Origin of the sequence: Chryseobacterium sp. BIGb0232 (assembly GCF_024810195.1) — a bacterium.
GTDB classification, from domain to species: Bacteria; Bacteroidota; Bacteroidia; order Flavobacteriales; family Weeksellaceae; genus Chryseobacterium; species Chryseobacterium pennae.
In genome coordinates this window covers 262,433-279,098 of sequence record NZ_JANUEH010000004.1, presented here as the reverse complement: position 1 = coordinate 279,098, position 16,666 = coordinate 262,433, and the positions used below count along the sequence as shown (strand labels likewise).

The 16,666-nt window shown below is 37.5% G+C and carries 11 protein-coding genes; all 11 read right to left on the bottom strand.

The annotated features are described in order from the left end of the window. Positions 1-53: 53 nt before the first annotated feature. Positions 54-485, bottom strand: a complete 432-nt coding sequence (locus M2372_RS12775; RefSeq protein ID WP_123320453.1) for a hypothetical protein — start codon at positions 483-485, stop codon at positions 54-56. Between the two features lie 83 nt (positions 486-568). Next, positions 569-3,184: a TonB-dependent receptor gene (locus M2372_RS12770; protein WP_123320454.1), complete on the bottom strand. Its 2,616-nt coding sequence runs from the start codon at positions 3,182-3,184 to the stop codon at positions 569-571. 208 nt (positions 3,185-3,392) lie between these two features. After that, a complete protein-coding gene (nadC, locus tag M2372_RS12765) occupies positions 3,393-4,253 on the bottom strand; it encodes a carboxylating nicotinate-nucleotide diphosphorylase (protein WP_123320455.1) in 861 nt (286 codons plus the stop codon). Between the two features lie 12 nt (positions 4,254-4,265). Next, positions 4,266-5,837, bottom strand: coding sequence for an L-aspartate oxidase (gene nadB / locus M2372_RS12760; RefSeq protein ID WP_123320456.1), 1,572 nt, complete (start codon positions 5,835-5,837; stop codon positions 4,266-4,268). A gap of 30 nt (positions 5,838-5,867) precedes the next feature. Next, positions 5,868-6,494: an NAD(P)H-dependent oxidoreductase gene (locus tag M2372_RS12755; RefSeq protein WP_115968127.1), complete on the bottom strand. Its 627-nt coding sequence runs from the start codon at positions 6,492-6,494 to the stop codon at positions 5,868-5,870. A 124-nt stretch (positions 6,495-6,618) separates the two neighbouring features. Beyond that, complete coding sequence (locus M2372_RS12750; RefSeq protein ID WP_123320457.1) at positions 6,619-8,883, bottom strand: T9SS type B sorting domain-containing protein; 2,265 nt, start codon at positions 8,881-8,883, stop codon at positions 6,619-6,621. 37 nt (positions 8,884-8,920) lie between these two features. Next, complete coding sequence (locus M2372_RS12745) at positions 8,921-11,188, bottom strand: T9SS type B sorting domain-containing protein (protein WP_123320458.1); 2,268 nt, start codon at positions 11,186-11,188, stop codon at positions 8,921-8,923. Between the two features lie 161 nt (positions 11,189-11,349). Further along, positions 11,350-11,826: a ribonuclease HI gene (gene rnhA / locus M2372_RS12740; protein ID WP_123320459.1), complete on the bottom strand. Its 477-nt coding sequence runs from the start codon at positions 11,824-11,826 to the stop codon at positions 11,350-11,352. 122 nt (positions 11,827-11,948) lie between these two features. After that, positions 11,949-13,535, bottom strand: coding sequence for a replicative DNA helicase (dnaB, locus tag M2372_RS12735; RefSeq protein WP_115968121.1), 1,587 nt, complete (start codon positions 13,533-13,535; stop codon positions 11,949-11,951). 153 nt (positions 13,536-13,688) lie between these two features. After that, a complete protein-coding gene (locus M2372_RS12730; protein ID WP_123320460.1) occupies positions 13,689-15,782 on the bottom strand; it encodes a T9SS type B sorting domain-containing protein in 2,094 nt (697 codons plus the stop codon). A gap of 34 nt (positions 15,783-15,816) precedes the next feature. After that, positions 15,817-16,413, bottom strand: coding sequence for a lipopolysaccharide assembly protein LapB (locus M2372_RS12725; protein WP_123320461.1), 597 nt, complete (start codon positions 16,411-16,413; stop codon positions 15,817-15,819). Between the last annotated feature and the right edge of the window lie 253 nt (positions 16,414-16,666).

Below are 16,666 nucleotides of genomic sequence, written 5' to 3'. Positions count from 1 at the left end.
ATTTAAGATTAAACTATTTATAAATTATAACGCATATAATTTCTTTGTCTGTTTTAAGCCCCAAAGACTTTTGCCCAAGGGAATGCGAAGGCAAATAAACCTACCGCAATTAATCCCATAATCGTAACGCCAAGGGAAATTGTATCATTAGATTTTACTTTTTTATTAACGATAGTCATTAATACTGCCGCAATAAGCATAGAGAATGGATGTTCAACATATTGGAATCTTAATGCCGCATTTTTCATAACCTCTCCCATATTCAATCCTCCGCTAAAAGTAGTAACCAACATGATGATTCCTATTAGAAACTGAACGTGGAAGAAGATCATTGTGAAAAGAGTGGTTTTCTTTAAAAACTTATTCACTTTCCCGCTGAAACCAAACATGGTAGCCAAAAGAGCGATGATAAATAATGCAACCAAAAGAAGCTCGAGATACCCAAAACCTTTATGGGCACTCAATAAAATCTTGTAAAAATCCATAATCTATTTTTTTGTAGACAAAGATAACAAAAATCCCGGCTCAAAGCCGGGATTCATATTTATAAAATCTAATATTGTGATAATTAGAAGTTGAATGATATTGTTGCAGCCCAAGTTCTTGGAGCTCCGAAGAATACTTTGTTTCCGTAAGCAACACCTTTATAAACTTGTCCAGCCTGCTCATAAGTTACCCCATAATCAGGATCAGTAGGTTTAGCATTTGGATTAATTTTATCAGTTGTCTTAACATAATTTCCTCCCGCATCTGAAATATAACTTAGATCGAATAAGTTATAAACGTTACCACCAACAGTGAAATATTGCTTTTCATCTCTTAAACGAATTTTATAAGAGATACCTACATCAAAAAGATCGAAGTCTTTAAGTTTTAAAATTTCTCCACCAGGTTTAGTAAATGTACCAGCATCCATACTTCCGTATACTTTACCAACATGTCTCCATGTTCCATAGATTCTTAGATCCTGTACTGGAATTGCAGTAAATCCTAACGCAGATGTCATTTGCGGGATACTGTTGAAGTTTGTTCCACCTACTTTGATGCCATCAAGATAAAGTGTAGTTGAGTTTTTATCTGTTCCAGGAACTGCAATAGGGTTGTTATTGTTATCAAATGTAGCTCCATTTGCATTTCCTACATAATGGTAATCTCCCAAAGAGAACATTCCATTAAATTCTAAGAAACTGAAAGGTTTATAGTTTCCTTCAAATTCAACTCCCTGGTGAACTTCAGTAATACCGCTGATTTCTGCATAACCAGGTAAAATTCCTGCAGTACCCATATCGAAGTTCATAGATTTTCTTAACCATCTGTCAGACCACTGAGTTCTATAAAGGTTTACGGATGCGTTAAATTTAGCTGATCTATACCCATATCCTACTTCAAAAGAAGAGATTTTCTCATTAGTCAAGTTAGGATTTAAGAACTGTTGGTTACTTGGATAAACAGAGTTCATAAATGGCTGCTTACTATAGTAACCTAAGTTAGCAAAAACATTGTGGTGTTCGTTAATGTTATAGTTAGCACCCCCTTTAATGTTATATCCGAATAAGTTTTTGAATCCTGTTTTTGTATTGTTGATTTGACCGTTAGCGGCTTTAGAACCATCTAAAACAAAGTTATCAATTCTTTGGAAACCTTGGTTTGAAACAGACCCTTGAGCATAAACAGTTAACTTATCTGTAGAATACTCAACTTGTCCAAATCCACTGTACCAAAGTACTTCACCGTCATTGCTGAAAGAAAGTCTGTCAGACATTGGAGGTTGTGATCCACCAAAAGGATTCCAAGTTAACTTTTTATAATCATAAGTGTTAGTAATGACATTTGGAGTTGCTAGATTTTTATTGGTATTATCCTTATATCCTTTAGCTCCATAAAGATCTGTAGCAACCATATAGTGGTATCCATAGTAGTATCTGTCATCAGTACCTACTGAGAAATTCCAGTTATCATTGATTTTGTGCTGGAAGTTTGCTAAAATACCGTACCAGTTGTGAGCATTAACACTTGATCTTCTTATTAGAGTACTTGTTCCTGATGCTGTAGCAGGCGAGTTTACATCTACTAATGCATTTGCTGCATAGATTTGATCATAGTCAATGTGTCCACCTGATCCAGGAGTTGGATTAATGTATCCACTCGCGAATTTACCATTTACTCTTCCTATGTCAGAAACACCGCCACCACGGCCATTAGACATGTATGCAACGGTACTTAATGTAGATTTGTCGCTAATCTTCCAGTCCCAGTTTAACATAATTACCGGCTTAGCGTAGTAATTTGCTTTGTTAGTTATAGTTTCTTTTTTACCGTCAGCATTTGTACGGTATCCGTAGTCAGAGCTATATTCTCTGAATGGAGTTCCATCTTGGCTAGGGTTGTATTTAAAATAATCTCCTAATGAGTTAGAAGTATATCTTTGGTCATGCCACTGTGGGGCTGAGGTCATCATAAACTGAAAGTTATGCTTTGCGTTAGGTTGAAACCCTAATGCAAAGAAGTAAGCATAAGATTCGTATTCTGTATTCTCAGCATAAGTAGAACCTGCCTGTCTGCTTAATAAGAATGATGAAGACCACCCGTCTTTTGATTTACCAGTATTGTATGCAAAAGAAGTTTTAAGATAATCGTTGTTACCTACACCTAAACGAATAACACCTCCCTGCTTCATATCTGCCGAACGTGTAATGTAGTTAATTGTACCCCCAACTGAAGCAATCGCTAGTTTAGAAGAACCAAGTCCTCTTTGTACCTGGATTCCACTGGTTACATCAGATAAACCTGTCCAGTTAGAAGTGTATACAGTACCAGTTTCCATATCGTTTACTGGCATACCATTTACCATTACGGCAATGTTTCTCGATTCAAATCCACGGATTACTATTCCGGAGTCACCAAATCCACCACCTGCTTTAGTAGCAAAAACGGATGGAGTTGTATTCAAAAGTTCTGGAAGTTCCTGATTTCCCAGTCTCTCCACGATTTGTGCCGCTTTAATGTTAGAAGCCGCAACTGGTGTCTTTCTATCTTTAGCGATATCTGTAACACCTTTAAGAATTACCTCTTCAATGTCTTTAGACTTGGATTTAACCGTGTCCTGAGTTTGTTGAGCGTAATAAACACTAGCAGTAGATAAAGAAATTACTACAGTTAGTATTGATTTGTTGATTAATTTCATAATCGTTAGTAATAATTAGATTTAATTTTCTGCAAAATTCGCAAAATATATTTTAACTATTATTAACTCAATGTTAATTTTTAATCAGTCTTAATAATGTTAATCGGTTGAATGTCAGTAAAATGAGCAAAAAACGACTTTTTGTATGAAAAAAGTCATGTTATTGATTTTTTAATAAAGGTGAGGTGTTTTTGTTAAAAATTCAACGCTATTTCACCGCTTTGAGACTCAAATCTATATTCTCAGCGGAGTGTGTTAAAGCCCCTACAGAGATATATGTTACCCCTGTTGATGCAATTTCTTTAAGCATGTCACGGGTAATTCCACCGGATGCTTCTGACTCAGTTGAGCCATTTATCATTTTCACAGCTTTCTTCATCATTTTAACATCCATGTTATCAAGCATAATTCTGTCAACTTTTGCATTGATGGCTTCCTGAACTTCTTCCAGATTTCTGGTTTCAACTTCAATTTTTAACTTTTTCTTGGTCTTTTTAACATAATCCTTGGCCATTTTTACGGCATTGGTAATGCTTCCGTTGTAATCAATATGATTATCTTTAAGCATAATCATATCATAAAGACCGTATCGGTGATTGGTTCCACCACCAATAGCTACCGCCCATTTTTCACACATCCTGAAATTAGGAGTCGTTTTTCTGGTATCTAAAAGTTTGGTTTTGGTTCCTATCAATCTTGAATCCCAATCATGAGTAAGTGTTGCAATACCACTCATTCTCTGCATGCAGTTAAGAACAAATCTCTCTGTGGAAAGGATAGATCTGGCACTTCCGGTTACAATAAGGGCTATGTCTCCTACTTTACATGGAACTCCATCTTTGATGAAGGTTTCTACTTTAAGATTTTTATCAAAAGTTTTAAAAATGATTTCTGCCAATTCTACTCCTGCAAGGATACAGTCTTGTTTTACAAGTAACTTAGCACTTTGTTGAAGATCTTCAGGAATTGTGGAAAGCGTAGAGTGGTCTCCATCCTGAATGTCTTCTTCAAGGGCATTTTTTATGAATGTTTTTAATGTTTTATCTGTAACGTAGCTTGGTCTTTTCATGATGGTATGCTTTTAGGCTAAATCTTTATTGTAAAATGCTCCTTTGTTTTCTGTCATTTCCATAGATTGGATAATGATGAGGTGAGCAACGGTAGTCAGGTTTCTAAGTTCTGATAACTGTGGAGAAAGAATAGAGTAGTGGTAGATCTCATCAACGGCTGCTGCAATCTCCTGATGCTTTTGTAAAGCCATATTCAGACGTCTGTTACTTCTTACAATTCCTACCAGGTCGCTCATCATTTCCTGAAGCTGCTTTCTCAGGTAGCTAACGATGACCATTTCATCCATGATCTTCATTCCTTCTTCGTTCCATTCCGGAACGGCTTTTAAATCATCAAAGTTGAATAGGTTTTCATTAAGAAGGGATACCGTTTTCATGGCAGCGTTGTGTCCGAAAACTAATCCTTCCAGTAAAGAGTTTGAAGCTAGTCTGTTGGCGCCATGTAATCCGGAATTGGTACATTCTCCCACTGCAAAAAGATTTCTGATAGAAGATTGGCCGTCTCTGTCTACTTCAATGCCTCCCATAAGATAATGACATGCTGGTACAACGGGAATTAATTGGGTGAACGGATCAATGCCTTCGTCTTTACACTTCTTATAAATATTCGGAAAATGTTCTAAAAATTTTTCATGATTCATTTCCTTGCAGTCTAAACCGACAAATTCGTCTCCGGTAATTTTCATTTCGGCGTCAATAGCTCTTGCAACAATATCCCTTGATGCAAGTTCTTCACGTTCATCATATTTATGTATGAATTTTTCGCCTCTTTTGGTTCTTAATTTAGCTCCATCTCCACGAACAGCTTCTGAAATTAAAAACAACATTCCATCCATTTTGCTGTACAAAGCTGTCGGGTGGAACTGATAATACTGCATATTGGAAACCTTTCCTTTGGCGCGGGCTACGAAAGCGATTCCGTCGCCTGTGGCAATAGTGGGGTTGGTTGTATTTTTATAAACATGTCCGGCACCTCCTGTGGCTGCCAATGTGATTTTGGAAGTGATTTTCTTGATAGTTTTGGATTTCTCATCCAGAATATAGGCACCATAGCAATGAATATCTCCTTCATTAAGCTCTTTTCCAGGAACATGGTGCTGGGTAATGATATCAATTACATAGTGGTGATCCAGAATTTCAATATTGGGACTGTTTTTGGCTGTTTCCAATAATGCTCTTTCAATTTCGAAGCCTGTGATATCTTTATGGTGGACGATTCTGTTTTCGGTATGGCCTCCTTCTCTTCCCAGAGCGAATTTTCCATTTTTCATATCAAACTGGGCGCCCCATTCTACAATTTCATTGAATCTTGCAGGAGCTTCCTTTACCACCATTTCCACTACGTCGCGTTTGTTTTCTCCGTCACCGGCACGCATAGTGTCTTCTATATGTTTTTCAAAATTGTCATTCTGAAAGTCGGTAACTACAGCAAGGCCACCCTGTGCATATTTGGTATTGCTTTCGTCTTCATCAGACTTTGTGACAATAATGATTTTGGCATCAGGGAGTTGTTCAGAAACTTTAATGGCATAGGAAAGTCCGGAAATACCGGAACCGATTACTAATACATCCGCTTTTATCATGTGCTTGCTTTAGATACAATCATTTAAATATTAAATAAATTTAAACAATTTTTCGTTTGGTTTTCTTACTTTTTTCATGTGCTGGAAGTAATCTTCTTCAGAACGGTAGCCTAAAGCGAGGGTAACGGTTACTTTTTCTGTTTCGGGATTGATATTCAGAATCTCTTCTATCAGATCCTGTCGGAAGCCTTCCATTGGGCATGAATCTATGTTTTCAATCGCTGCAGCGTACATCAGATTGGCTAATACGATATATGACTGCTTTTCGGCCCAGTTGAAAATTTCATCCTGTGTTTTTTGATTGATATGCTGCTTAATGCTGTTTTTGAATGGATCAAGCTGCTCAAGAGGAGTTTCTCTTACCTCGGAAATATGGTTAAAATATCCCTTGATATAGTTCTCTTCAATTGTTTTCTTTGAAATAATGACAATAAGATGAGAGCATGTAGAGATCTGAGATGGGTTATAAAAAGCAGGAATTAACTTCTGCTTCATTTCTTCACTTTCAACAACAACGATCTTGTATGGCTGAAGCCCAAGAGAGCTTGCAGACAGTTTTCCTGACTCAAGAATGTTGTGTAGTGTTTCCTGAGGAATAATTTGAGTATTAAATTTTTTTACAGAATATCTTCTGCTTAAAGCTTCCAAATAATTCATAGGACAAATTTAAGCATTGAATATGAATAAAGGGGCTTTTAAAAGGAAATATATCCGCTTAATTTAAAGCAAAAAATCACCCTGCATAGCAGAGTGACTCTTTTAATATGAATGATAAATGTGATTAATTTCTGTTTTTAACAATGATCCAGCCTGTAAAGTTGACAAGAGTATTCTTGTTATTATTATGCTCATTCCATGAAACGGAATACCAGTAACTTCCGGTAGGTACTTTTCTTCCGTTGGCTGTACCATTCCATCTGTAGCCATTGGTTTTGTCTGCCTTGAAAACCTGTACACCATACCTGTCATAAATATTGACATCCAGATTGGGCTTCATTGCAAGAGCTGAATAATCAATGGTGTCATTAATGCCGTCCTCATTGGGCGTAATGATATTGACAAGATTAGGAATCGTGACATTGATTATAATAGGTTCGCAGTTATAATTATCCTTTACATATATTTTAGCTATTCCTCTTGTAATATTGGTGAATACATTGGAATCCTGCCAGGTTATATTATCTAATGAATATTGATAAGGAGGCATTCCTCCATTAACGTGAACGGTGACATTTGCTCCGGAAATATCTATGCTGGAGATAACCGGACTTTCGGATGGGATTACTTTTACGGTTTGTGTAGTGATACATTCTCCGGTTTTTAATTTTACCCAATAGATGCCAACACCAACATTTTTAATAGACTGTGTAGTAGCTCCTGTGCTCCATTCGTAGCTTTTGAATCCTGGACCCGCATCCAATGTTGTTTTACTTTCCATACAGATAATTTTGTCATTTAATACTCTTGAAGGGGTCGGAGGATTAACTGTTAGAGTGAGTTTGGCAACTGAAAAACATCCGGTGGTATCAAAAACTTTAACGTAAGCAACTCCATTAGGAGCAATGTATGCACCTGGGTTTGTTATTTCGTTAGTTCCGTTAAGAGCGTCTGTTAATGATGGATAGTATTTTTTTGTAAATGCTGCCGGGTTGGGAACTACACCTGCATTGATAAGATTAAAAGAGGCTGTTAATGGATTGCTTTCTATAAAACATGATTCTATATTAACATCATGAACGGCTACAACCGGATGGGTCTTCAGGGTAATTTTAGCCGTGCTTACACATCCCTGTGCTGTAATTACCCTTACGTAGATAATTCCTGGGGGAGCGGTGTAGGCTGCCGGATTAGGAATCTGATTAGTGCTGGCATTCAGATCATAGATGCTTGGATAAAATTCTTTGGTAACACCGGTCAAGGTGGTAACTGCCGCTGAATTGAGATCAAATATTCCAACTCCGCCATTGTTATTGTTACATTCGGTAAGAGTAGCGTCTGTTGCTGCAAATGGTGTGGGCTCCAGTTGTATGATGCCATCTCCATTATCACAAAGTGTTGATGTAGGATCTTTAACAATTACTTTAATGGTGGTATTGCCTGTATATTGAAAGCTGGTAGGATTGGCAATAGGGGTGGCGGATCCCAGTAGGTAATAGGTGAAGATATAGTTTCCGGGACTGTTTACAAATTGTGTATTGTATGATGTAAGGTCTACGGTTCCGTTTCCTGTTGCAGGATTGGTACAAACAAATGGTTTTATAGTATTGTTTAAAATAGGAACTTTATCTACATAAACCTTTGCATTCTGAATAGAATGTCTGGCACTGGCGCCTCCTGTTGCAGCTGAAAAACCAAAATATCCTTGTGACATCCCTACGGCATTTCCAGAAGGAGCAAATGACTGGTCTGCGATGAGAACACCGTCTATTTTGATTTTAATAATCCAGTTTGTGGGATTGGTAAGGTCTGTTTCCCCGTTTACTTCAACGTGTTTGTAAGTATTGCCTACAAAGGGCTGTGTGGGATTCAGGTCCGGAGAATGAAATGTGCTGCCTGGAGTATTGTTGTATTCTATATTGCTGCCGGCAGTATTGTTTGTACCATATAAAACGTGTACTTTACTCATCTGGCCCTCCGTAGTATTATTAAAAATATCAAAACCTACCATTAGTCCTGATGCATTGGCTGGAATTCCTAGACCTCCTCCTGATACAAAACCTGTTGGAGGATTAGCCAGATACCAGAATGTAAAGCCATCTCCACGTCCGAACTGTGTTGTTCCGTTTCCGTCAATTCTAAAATCAAATTCTACTTTCCATTTATCACAATAGCTTAAGGTAATTGGGGTAGATAGTTTTATGGCTCCATACTTGCTTGTTTGGTCTGTAGTAAGTCTTATAAAATCTCCGCTTACAACAGCATCTGAAACAAGATCCCAACCTGTAGTATTTACGGGGTTTCCGGTAAGTTGATAGGTTTGAGAAGAAGCTCTTTCTGGCAAGCATAGTAAAATACCCAGTAAAAAAAAGAGTAGATTTTTTTTCATAGTGGAAGGATTGTGACGTTGTTATTTGTATTAATGTTTATTCCATATTTTTTACTAATACCCAGCCTGAGTATTTTGTTTCTGTACTATTTTTATTGTTTTCATTCCATGAGATTGTATACCAATAAGTAGCAGAAGGTATCTTTTTACCATAAGCTTTTCCATCCCAAGTGTAATTTCTTATTTTGTTCGCTTCATAAAGTTTGTTCCCATATCGGTCGTATACTGTGAAGACTAAGTTTTTCTTGTAGGACAATGCAGAATAGTCAATGAAATCATTTTTGTTGTCACCATTAGGGGTGATCACATTGATGAGGTTGGGAACTGTAATCTGAACTTCTGTAGGCGGACAGTTATAGAGGTCTTTTACAAAAACCTTTACTTCACCTCTGGCCAAACCTGTGAACGTATTTGATATCTGCCAGTTGGTTCCGTCTAATGAATACTGATAAGGTAGTGTTCCTCCTGAAACATTAACGGCAATTGTATTATTATGAATGTCAATGTTGGAGATTACAGGATTTGGAGCAGGTTTTACATTGATGATCTGAGTTGTGAAACAGTTTCCTGTTCTGAGTTTAACCCAGTAGGTTCCTACACTCACATCCTTTATGGCGGAAGTAGTAGCTCCGGTGCTCCATATATATTCGTCAAAGCCTGGTCCTGCATCCAGATCTGTTTTATTTTCGATACAAATAGTTTTATCTTTAAGAATGGCTGATTTAACAGGTGGAAGTACTGCAAGGTTGATCTTGGCAATAGCAAAACAGCTATTAGCATCCGTCACTTTTACGTATACCGCTGTACTGGTTGATGTATATTGATAAGGATCAGTGATCTCATTAGTTTCATTAAGCGCATTAGCAATTGTAGTGTAATATTTCTTACTGACACCGCTGGTTAGTGAAGTGACATTTGCTGTGGTCAAATTAAAAATAGCATTTGTGATATTGTTTTCAATAAAACAGGATTGTATAGTAGCTTCCTTTACTGGAGTGTCGGGATAAAAAGTAAGATCAATTTTTGCAGAGCCGGTGCATCCCAGAGGAGTGGTTACTTTTACATAAACTGTTCCCGGTGCAGAAATATAATTATCCGGATTTAAAATTTCATTAGCTCCGGAATTTAAATCACCGAGTGTTTTGTAATATTTCTTTGTGACTCCCGGAACATCTGTGACATTGGCTGAGTTTAGGTTGAAAGTAGCAGTTCCTTTTTTATTGTTATTACATTCAGTAAGTGTTTTGTCATTAGCCTTAAAAGGGCTTAGGTCCAGCTGGATTTTTCCATCAGGGTTATCGCAAAGCACTCCTGCATTATCTTTAATAACAATGGTTATTGTTTTGTTGGTGTTAAATTCATAATTGCTAGGATTAGCTATAGGTGTAGAGCTTCCCTGAGGATAATAAGTAAAAGTATAATTTCCTGGATTGGCAACAAATTGAGCGTTGAAGTCAGTTAGATTCACGCTTCCAAATCCGGTCGTAGGATTAGGGCAGAAAGACTGAGTTGCTAAAGTCTTTAAAATGGAGACTTTGTCCGTATATATTTTTACATTTTTAATAGAATGCTTAGCACTTGCAGCTCCGGTAGATGCTGAAAATCCAAAATATCCCTGGGTCATAGTGGCTGCTCCTGCTGAAGGAGTGAATGATTGTGATGTAATTGTGTTGCCATCTATCTTTACCGTAATAATCCAGTTGGTTGGTATATTGGGATCTGTTACTCCTGTAACTTCAACATGTTTATAAGTGGACCCTACGAAAGGTTGAGTAGAATTAAGATCGGGTGAATGGAATGAACTTCCTGCTGTGTTGTAATATTCTAACCCATTTGAATCTGTTGTATTGGGAACTACTCCGTAGGCAACATGAACCTTACTCATCAGGCCGCCCCCTGCCATATTATTGTAGATATCAAAACCTATGATAAGGCCCGTTGCGTTTTGTGGAATTCCCAATCCTGCTCCTTGTTGACTGGTAATAGGGGGATTGGCAAGATACCAGAATGCAAATCCATCTCCTTTGCCGGAAGAAGTTCCGTTTCCGTCAATTCTAAAATCAAATTCAACTCTCCACTTGTCACAATACTTTAAATTAATGGGATCGTTTAGTTTTATGGCACCTGCTTTATTGGTTAAGTCATCGGTGAGCATGATGAAATCTGTATTTGCAGCTGCGCTAGGTACTATAGTCCATCCTGTCGTGTTGATCGGATTTCCGGTGAGCTGATAGGTCTGGGCAAAGGATTTTCCAGACAGGGTAAATAAAAGAATAGAGAAATAAAACAATAAATTTTTATTCATTTCACTGGGATTTAGATGATGTAAATATATTAAATCCTAATCAATAAATATGTATTTAATGTTAATTTTGTTAAAAAAATTAATTATTATTCAAAAAATATTGTTTTTTATGATAAAGTAGCAAATCTTGTACGTGTTATTATGGATTTATGTTAATTAAATTAAAAGAGCGAATTGTTTTCCAATCCTTCAAAGTAAGTATCAATTTCAAGATCTGCAGAGCCTGCTGCAGCCACTGCTAATTTGTCACAAAGCTCATTCTCGAAATGCCCGGCATGGCCTTTTACCCAATGCATTGTAGGTTTATGGATGTTGTATTGCTCTATAAATTTCTTCCAGAGGTCAGGGTTTTTTACATTTTTCCAGCCTCTCTTAATCCATCCGGTGATCCAGTTCTGATTAACAGCATCCGCTACATACTTGCTGTCAGTATAAACATGAATGTCATTTTCTGTAGATTTCAGTTTCTCCATTGCTGAAATCACGGCCAGAAGTTCCATTCTGTTATTTGTAGTTTTACGAAATCCCTTAGAGAATGTTTTCTGGTAGTTTTTTTCGGGAACACGCATGAGAATTCCATATCCGCCTTTTCCCGGATTTCCGCTGCATGCGCCGTCTGTATAAATTTCGATTCTCAAATCTGTTGTATAATTGAATTGTATTAAACTGATGATATTACAAAAATGGGGGGAAATCTTTTAATGAAGAAGAATTCATTTTTATATTGAGTTCCCGTAAGTTTTAGGGGTGATTCTAAAGTCTAAAACGGAAAATCATCATCATCATCAAAATCATTCATAGATGATCCTGAAAGTTTTGAACTGTCCGGAAGATCAAATGCTGCTCCCGGTTGTATTGTTGTCTTGATTTTGTCAAAACCACTTGGCTCACCAAAATTTGAAGGGTATCCACCACCCATACCTCCATCAAGGGCTGCTTCAATGTCGCCGAATTTTGCAAAATGCTTTAAGAAAGATAATCTAACGTCAGCCGTTGCACCATTCCTGTGTTTTGCGATAATTAGTTCCGCCTGGTTTTCAGTAGATGTTTCCTGTCCTTCATCATCATTATCCCATACCGTAATTTTATAATATTCAGGTCTGAAAATGAAAGATACAATATCCGCATCCTGCTCAATCGCACCGGATTCCCTCAGGTCAGAAAGCTGAGGTCTTTTTCCCGGACGGGTTTCCACACTTCTCGAAAGCTGAGAAAGTGCAATAACGGGTACGTTCAATTCTTTTGCAATAGCCTTTAATGAACGGGAAATCATGGAGATCTCCTGTTCACGGTTTCCAACTCCTTTTCCGCTGCTGCCGGCTGTCATCAGCTGAAGGTAGTCGACCATGATCACCCTTACTCCGTGCTGCATTACCAGCCTTCGGCATTTTGCACGGAAGTCGAAAATCGAAAGTGATGGAGTTTCGTCAATATATAAAGGTGCGTTTTCCAATTCGGATACGTTGGAGAATAGTCTTTGCCATTCTTCATCATCAAGAGTTCCCTTTCGAAGTTTTTCTGAGGAGATTCTTGTTTCTGAGGCAATCATTCTGGTGATAAGCTGTACAGATGCCATCTCGAGAGAGAACAGAGCCATGGGAATTTTGTGGCCTACCGCAATATTTCTTGCCATCGAAAGAAGGAATGCTGTTTTCCCCATCGCCGGACGTGCTGCAATGATAATAAGGTCAGAATTCTGCCAGCCTCCGGTTTCTTTGTCTATATCTCTGAATCCTGAAGGAACACCAGAAAGTCCCTCCTTGTCTTTTAAAGATTTGATGGTGTCAATAGCTTGTTTTACCAATGAGTTGGCGGTATCGAATCCCTTTTTAATTGTTCCGTTCGTAATTTCAAAGAAAGACTGTTCTGCTTTATCCAGAAGTTCAAATACATCAGTTGATTCTTTATATGAGGAATCAATCACATTCGCGGAAACATTAATAAGACTTCTTAAAATATATTTTTCAAGAATGACGCGGACGTGATACTCAATATGGGCGGATGAACTTACTCCCATAGTAAGGTCGATAATATAATGATCTCCACCTGCCTGACTTAATTTATCCTCTTTTTTAAGTTCCTGTATGATTGTCATTAGGTCTACCGGATGGTTGCCTTCATAAAGCTTCAAAATAGTAGAGAAAATTACCTGATGTCTGGGATCATAAAATACTTCCGAGGTAAGAAGGTCAATGGAATGGTCAAGACCCTTTTTGTCAATCAAAAAAGTTCCGATAACAAGTCTTTCAAAATCCACTGCATTAGGAGGCATCTTCCCATCCGCAATAGATAGCTCTTTTGCAAAGTTTCCGTGGGTAAGGGATGATAATGTTTCTTTCTGCGCCATGGTGCAAAGATAGCTTATTTAAAAAATATTTAAAAAATAGTATTCAACAAATTATTAGCAGTCTTTGTGAAAATACGACCAATAGGGTGTTGGGTGTGTTGATAAAAAAAATCACCTCGAGTGAGGTGATTTTTTTATGATGCGGATTAGGGATTACTCTCTGTTTTTTACAATAATCCATCCTGAGAATTTGAAAGGAGTGTTCTTTCTGTCGTTCTCATTCCAGGTTAAAGAATACCAGTAAGTACCTGTCGGTATTTTCTTGCCGCCAATAGTTCCATCCCATTTGTATCCGTTGGATTTATCAGCCTGGTGAATTTTCACACCATATCTGTCGAAGATGTTCAGTGTCAGATTCTGTTTGTCTGCAATTGCTGAATAATCCAGAGTGTCATTGATGCCGTCTCCGTTTGGTGTAATAACATTTACAATATTAGGAACCAATACTGAAACCACAATAGGGTCGCAATTGTAGGCGTCTTTTACGTAGACCTTATAGCTTCCTCTTGGAAGATTGTTAAATACATTGGTATCCTGCCAGACAACATTGTCTATAGAATACTTATAATCAGGTGTACCACCTAGTACATTTACAGTTAATGTAGTAGTTGCAATATCAATACTTGCTATTACAGGTTGTTCAGATGGATATATACTTACAGATTGTTTAGTGACACATTCACCAGTTGTAAGTTTTACCCAATAAGTACCTACTCCTACATTACTGATGACTTGTGTAGTTGCTCCGGTGCTCCATTCATATTTTTTGAATCCAGGTCCTGCATCCAAAGTGGTTTTATCTTCCATACAGATGATTTTATCCTTAAGGACGTTGGAAGTTACCGGAGGAAGTACTTTAAGTGCTACTTTAGTTACGTTGAAACATCCGCGGTTGTCATATACCCTTACATATACTACGCCGGTTGGTGCGATATAGGTTTTAGGATTTGTGATTTCATTAGTAGCATCTACAGCGTCAGCCATTGAAGGGTAATATTTCTTCTCTGTGCCGGAAGCTGGTGTGTTAACAGGAGCGTTATCGAGATTAAACAGACCTGTAGAAGGGTTAGATTCTATGAAACATGCTGTGAGTTCGGCGCCATCCAGGACTTCTACCAGTGGATAGAATTTTAATTTAATTTCTGTAATAGTTATACAGCTAAATTCATTCGTTGCTTTTACAAAGACAGAACCTTCTGCGGCAACATATTGATAAGGGTTGGTTATTTCGTTGGTGCCGTGGGAAAGATCATACATTGAAGGGTAATACTTTACCGTAAGGTTAGGGGTAAGACCTATGGTTGCAGTTGATAGGTCATATAGCGCTGTCCCTGACTTGTTGTTACTACATGACGTAAGGGTTGCGTCGGTAAGTTTGAATGATCTGTCAACAAAATTAATGTCTCCAAATTCCCTGCACTGATTTAAAAAGCTGACAGGTTTGGTAGGGTCTGCGTAAGAAATAGAATAAGTATATTTTGTTGTCGTGTTAACTGGAATAGGACTTGTGATAGGGTCATAATCATTCATTGCATCAACAGCACTGCGATAATATTTTATAACAAAATTAGGATTGTTGTTTCTGATATGATTTGATAATGTAGAAAAATCAAAAGTTACCGGATCACCACAAATGTCAATATCGCCATCTAGTTTAGCACCAGGCTTTAAAAATGGAAAAGGCTGGTAAATTTTTAATGAGTTGTTGTCAAATGGAGTAAGTAGTGTTGCTGTTCCTCCAAAGCTTAATTTAAAAGGAGCGATTTCTGTGGAATAGTTATTTAAAAGTAAATGATATACTTCTCCAGGAAGTACATCAATGTATTTAACAAAGCCGATTCCACCACCTCCTTCTGTGGTTTCTGTGGCGGTCATATTAAGACCTGTAAGAGGTCTGTTTATTAAGTTGCCCATTCCCGCATATGAACACCTTAAAGGGGTTTCTCTGGGATTGCTGCAGCTGTGGTTAGGTCCATATAATGCAAAGTCATAATCAATGTCATAGGCCTTAGGTCCCAGGGGGGTGATAAGGAAGGTTAGAGTTCCTGCTGTTTGTATGCTGAAGGTAAACCAGATAGAATTACTCTCAGTGCTTAGACAGCCGCTTCCTTCTTTTACGCTTCCACTTCCATTTGGTTTTAATGAGATTTCTGCATCGCTGCATATAGGGATTGCTGTGATGCAATCCTGTTGTGCAAAAACCATTTGGGTGATGAAAATTAGAAAAACCAGTAGATATTTTTTCATTTTGACCGATTTAAAATTGAATCCTTAAAGTAAATTATTTGTTTCTTGGGATAAGTTGCTTACCCCATCCTGGTACAGAGTCCAAGGTTGTAAATCCTGTTGCAGCCTTTTGGTATTGAGTCTCAGCCTCAGTAGTGTTACCTGATTTTTCAGCTGATTTTGCTTTTAGGATTGCCAGTCTTGGATTGTTCGGGTCAGCACTTTCTGCTTTTGAAATATATGCTGAAACCAATTGCGCCGCTTTTGCCGGATCATTGTAGATGTCCATCTGTATGCTTTGTAATGTAATAAGGCCCAGGAGAATATTGTTTTCCGGATTGTCCGGCTGGGAAAGTGATACTCCAAGAGCGAATTTTTCGGCTGTAGTAATGGCTTGTGATGCTGAAGCAGGAGATTTTTTTGATAAAAGTTCTCCCTTAAGATACATAGCCGCAGCAGCATAGTAAAAAGCCTGCCATTTTTCAGAAGTGTTAGTCTCTGTGAATTTCTTAAACAATTTGTCGTAGTCACCTTCAGTGTTGATGGTGTTGAGTTGTGAAGCGCTTTGTTGTAGTACTTTGTCAGTGAAAGCCTGAGCGCTTACACATAAACTGGTCACGAAAAAGCTTAAAATAAATAAAAGTTTATTCATAAAGAGGATATTTGTGACAAATATATGAAATTATTAATGTTTAATAAGGAATTTTGATATATATTTATGAATGTGGTTTATTGTTTTGCGATGTGGTATTTTGTGTGTTTGATTGAGTTGTATGAAAACTGTAATGTTTTCTTGGTTTCTGTTTTTAAATTACATTGTGAATTGTGAGTTATTTTAAAATAAATTAGGCATAAAATAAAAATAAGGATAGAAAATTTTCTATCCTTATTTTGTGTATGTATTA

What these genes read in the sequence shown, in the direction of transcription:
- M2372_RS12775 (WP_123320453.1), bottom strand. Translation starts at nt 485, where the DNA reads ATGGATTTTTACAAGATTTTATTGAGTGCCCATAAAGGTTTTGGGTAT.
- M2372_RS12770 (WP_123320454.1), bottom strand. Translation starts at nt 3,184, where the DNA reads ATGAAATTAATCAACAAATCAATACTAACTGTAGTAATTTCTTTATCT.
- nadC (WP_123320455.1), bottom strand. Translation starts at nt 4,253, where the DNA reads ATGAAAAGACCAAGCTACGTTACAGATAAAACATTAAAAACATTCATA.
- nadB (WP_123320456.1), bottom strand. Translation starts at nt 5,837, where the DNA reads ATGATAAAAGCGGATGTATTAGTAATCGGTTCCGGTATTTCCGGACTT.
- M2372_RS12755 (WP_115968127.1), bottom strand. Translation starts at nt 6,494, where the DNA reads ATGAATTATTTGGAAGCTTTAAGCAGAAGATATTCTGTAAAAAAATTT.
- M2372_RS12750 (WP_123320457.1), bottom strand. Translation starts at nt 8,883, where the DNA reads ATGAAAAAAAATCTACTCTTTTTTTTACTGGGTATTTTACTATGCTTG.
- M2372_RS12745 (WP_123320458.1), bottom strand. Translation starts at nt 11,188, where the DNA reads ATGAATAAAAATTTATTGTTTTATTTCTCTATTCTTTTATTTACCCTG.
- dnaB (WP_115968121.1), bottom strand. Translation starts at nt 13,535, where the DNA reads ATGGCGCAGAAAGAAACATTATCATCCCTTACCCACGGAAACTTTGCA.
- M2372_RS12730 (WP_123320460.1), bottom strand. Translation starts at nt 15,782, where the DNA reads ATGAAAAAATATCTACTGGTTTTTCTAATTTTCATCACCCAAATGGTT.
- M2372_RS12725 (WP_123320461.1), bottom strand. Translation starts at nt 16,413, where the DNA reads ATGAATAAACTTTTATTTATTTTAAGCTTTTTCGTGACCAGTTTATGT.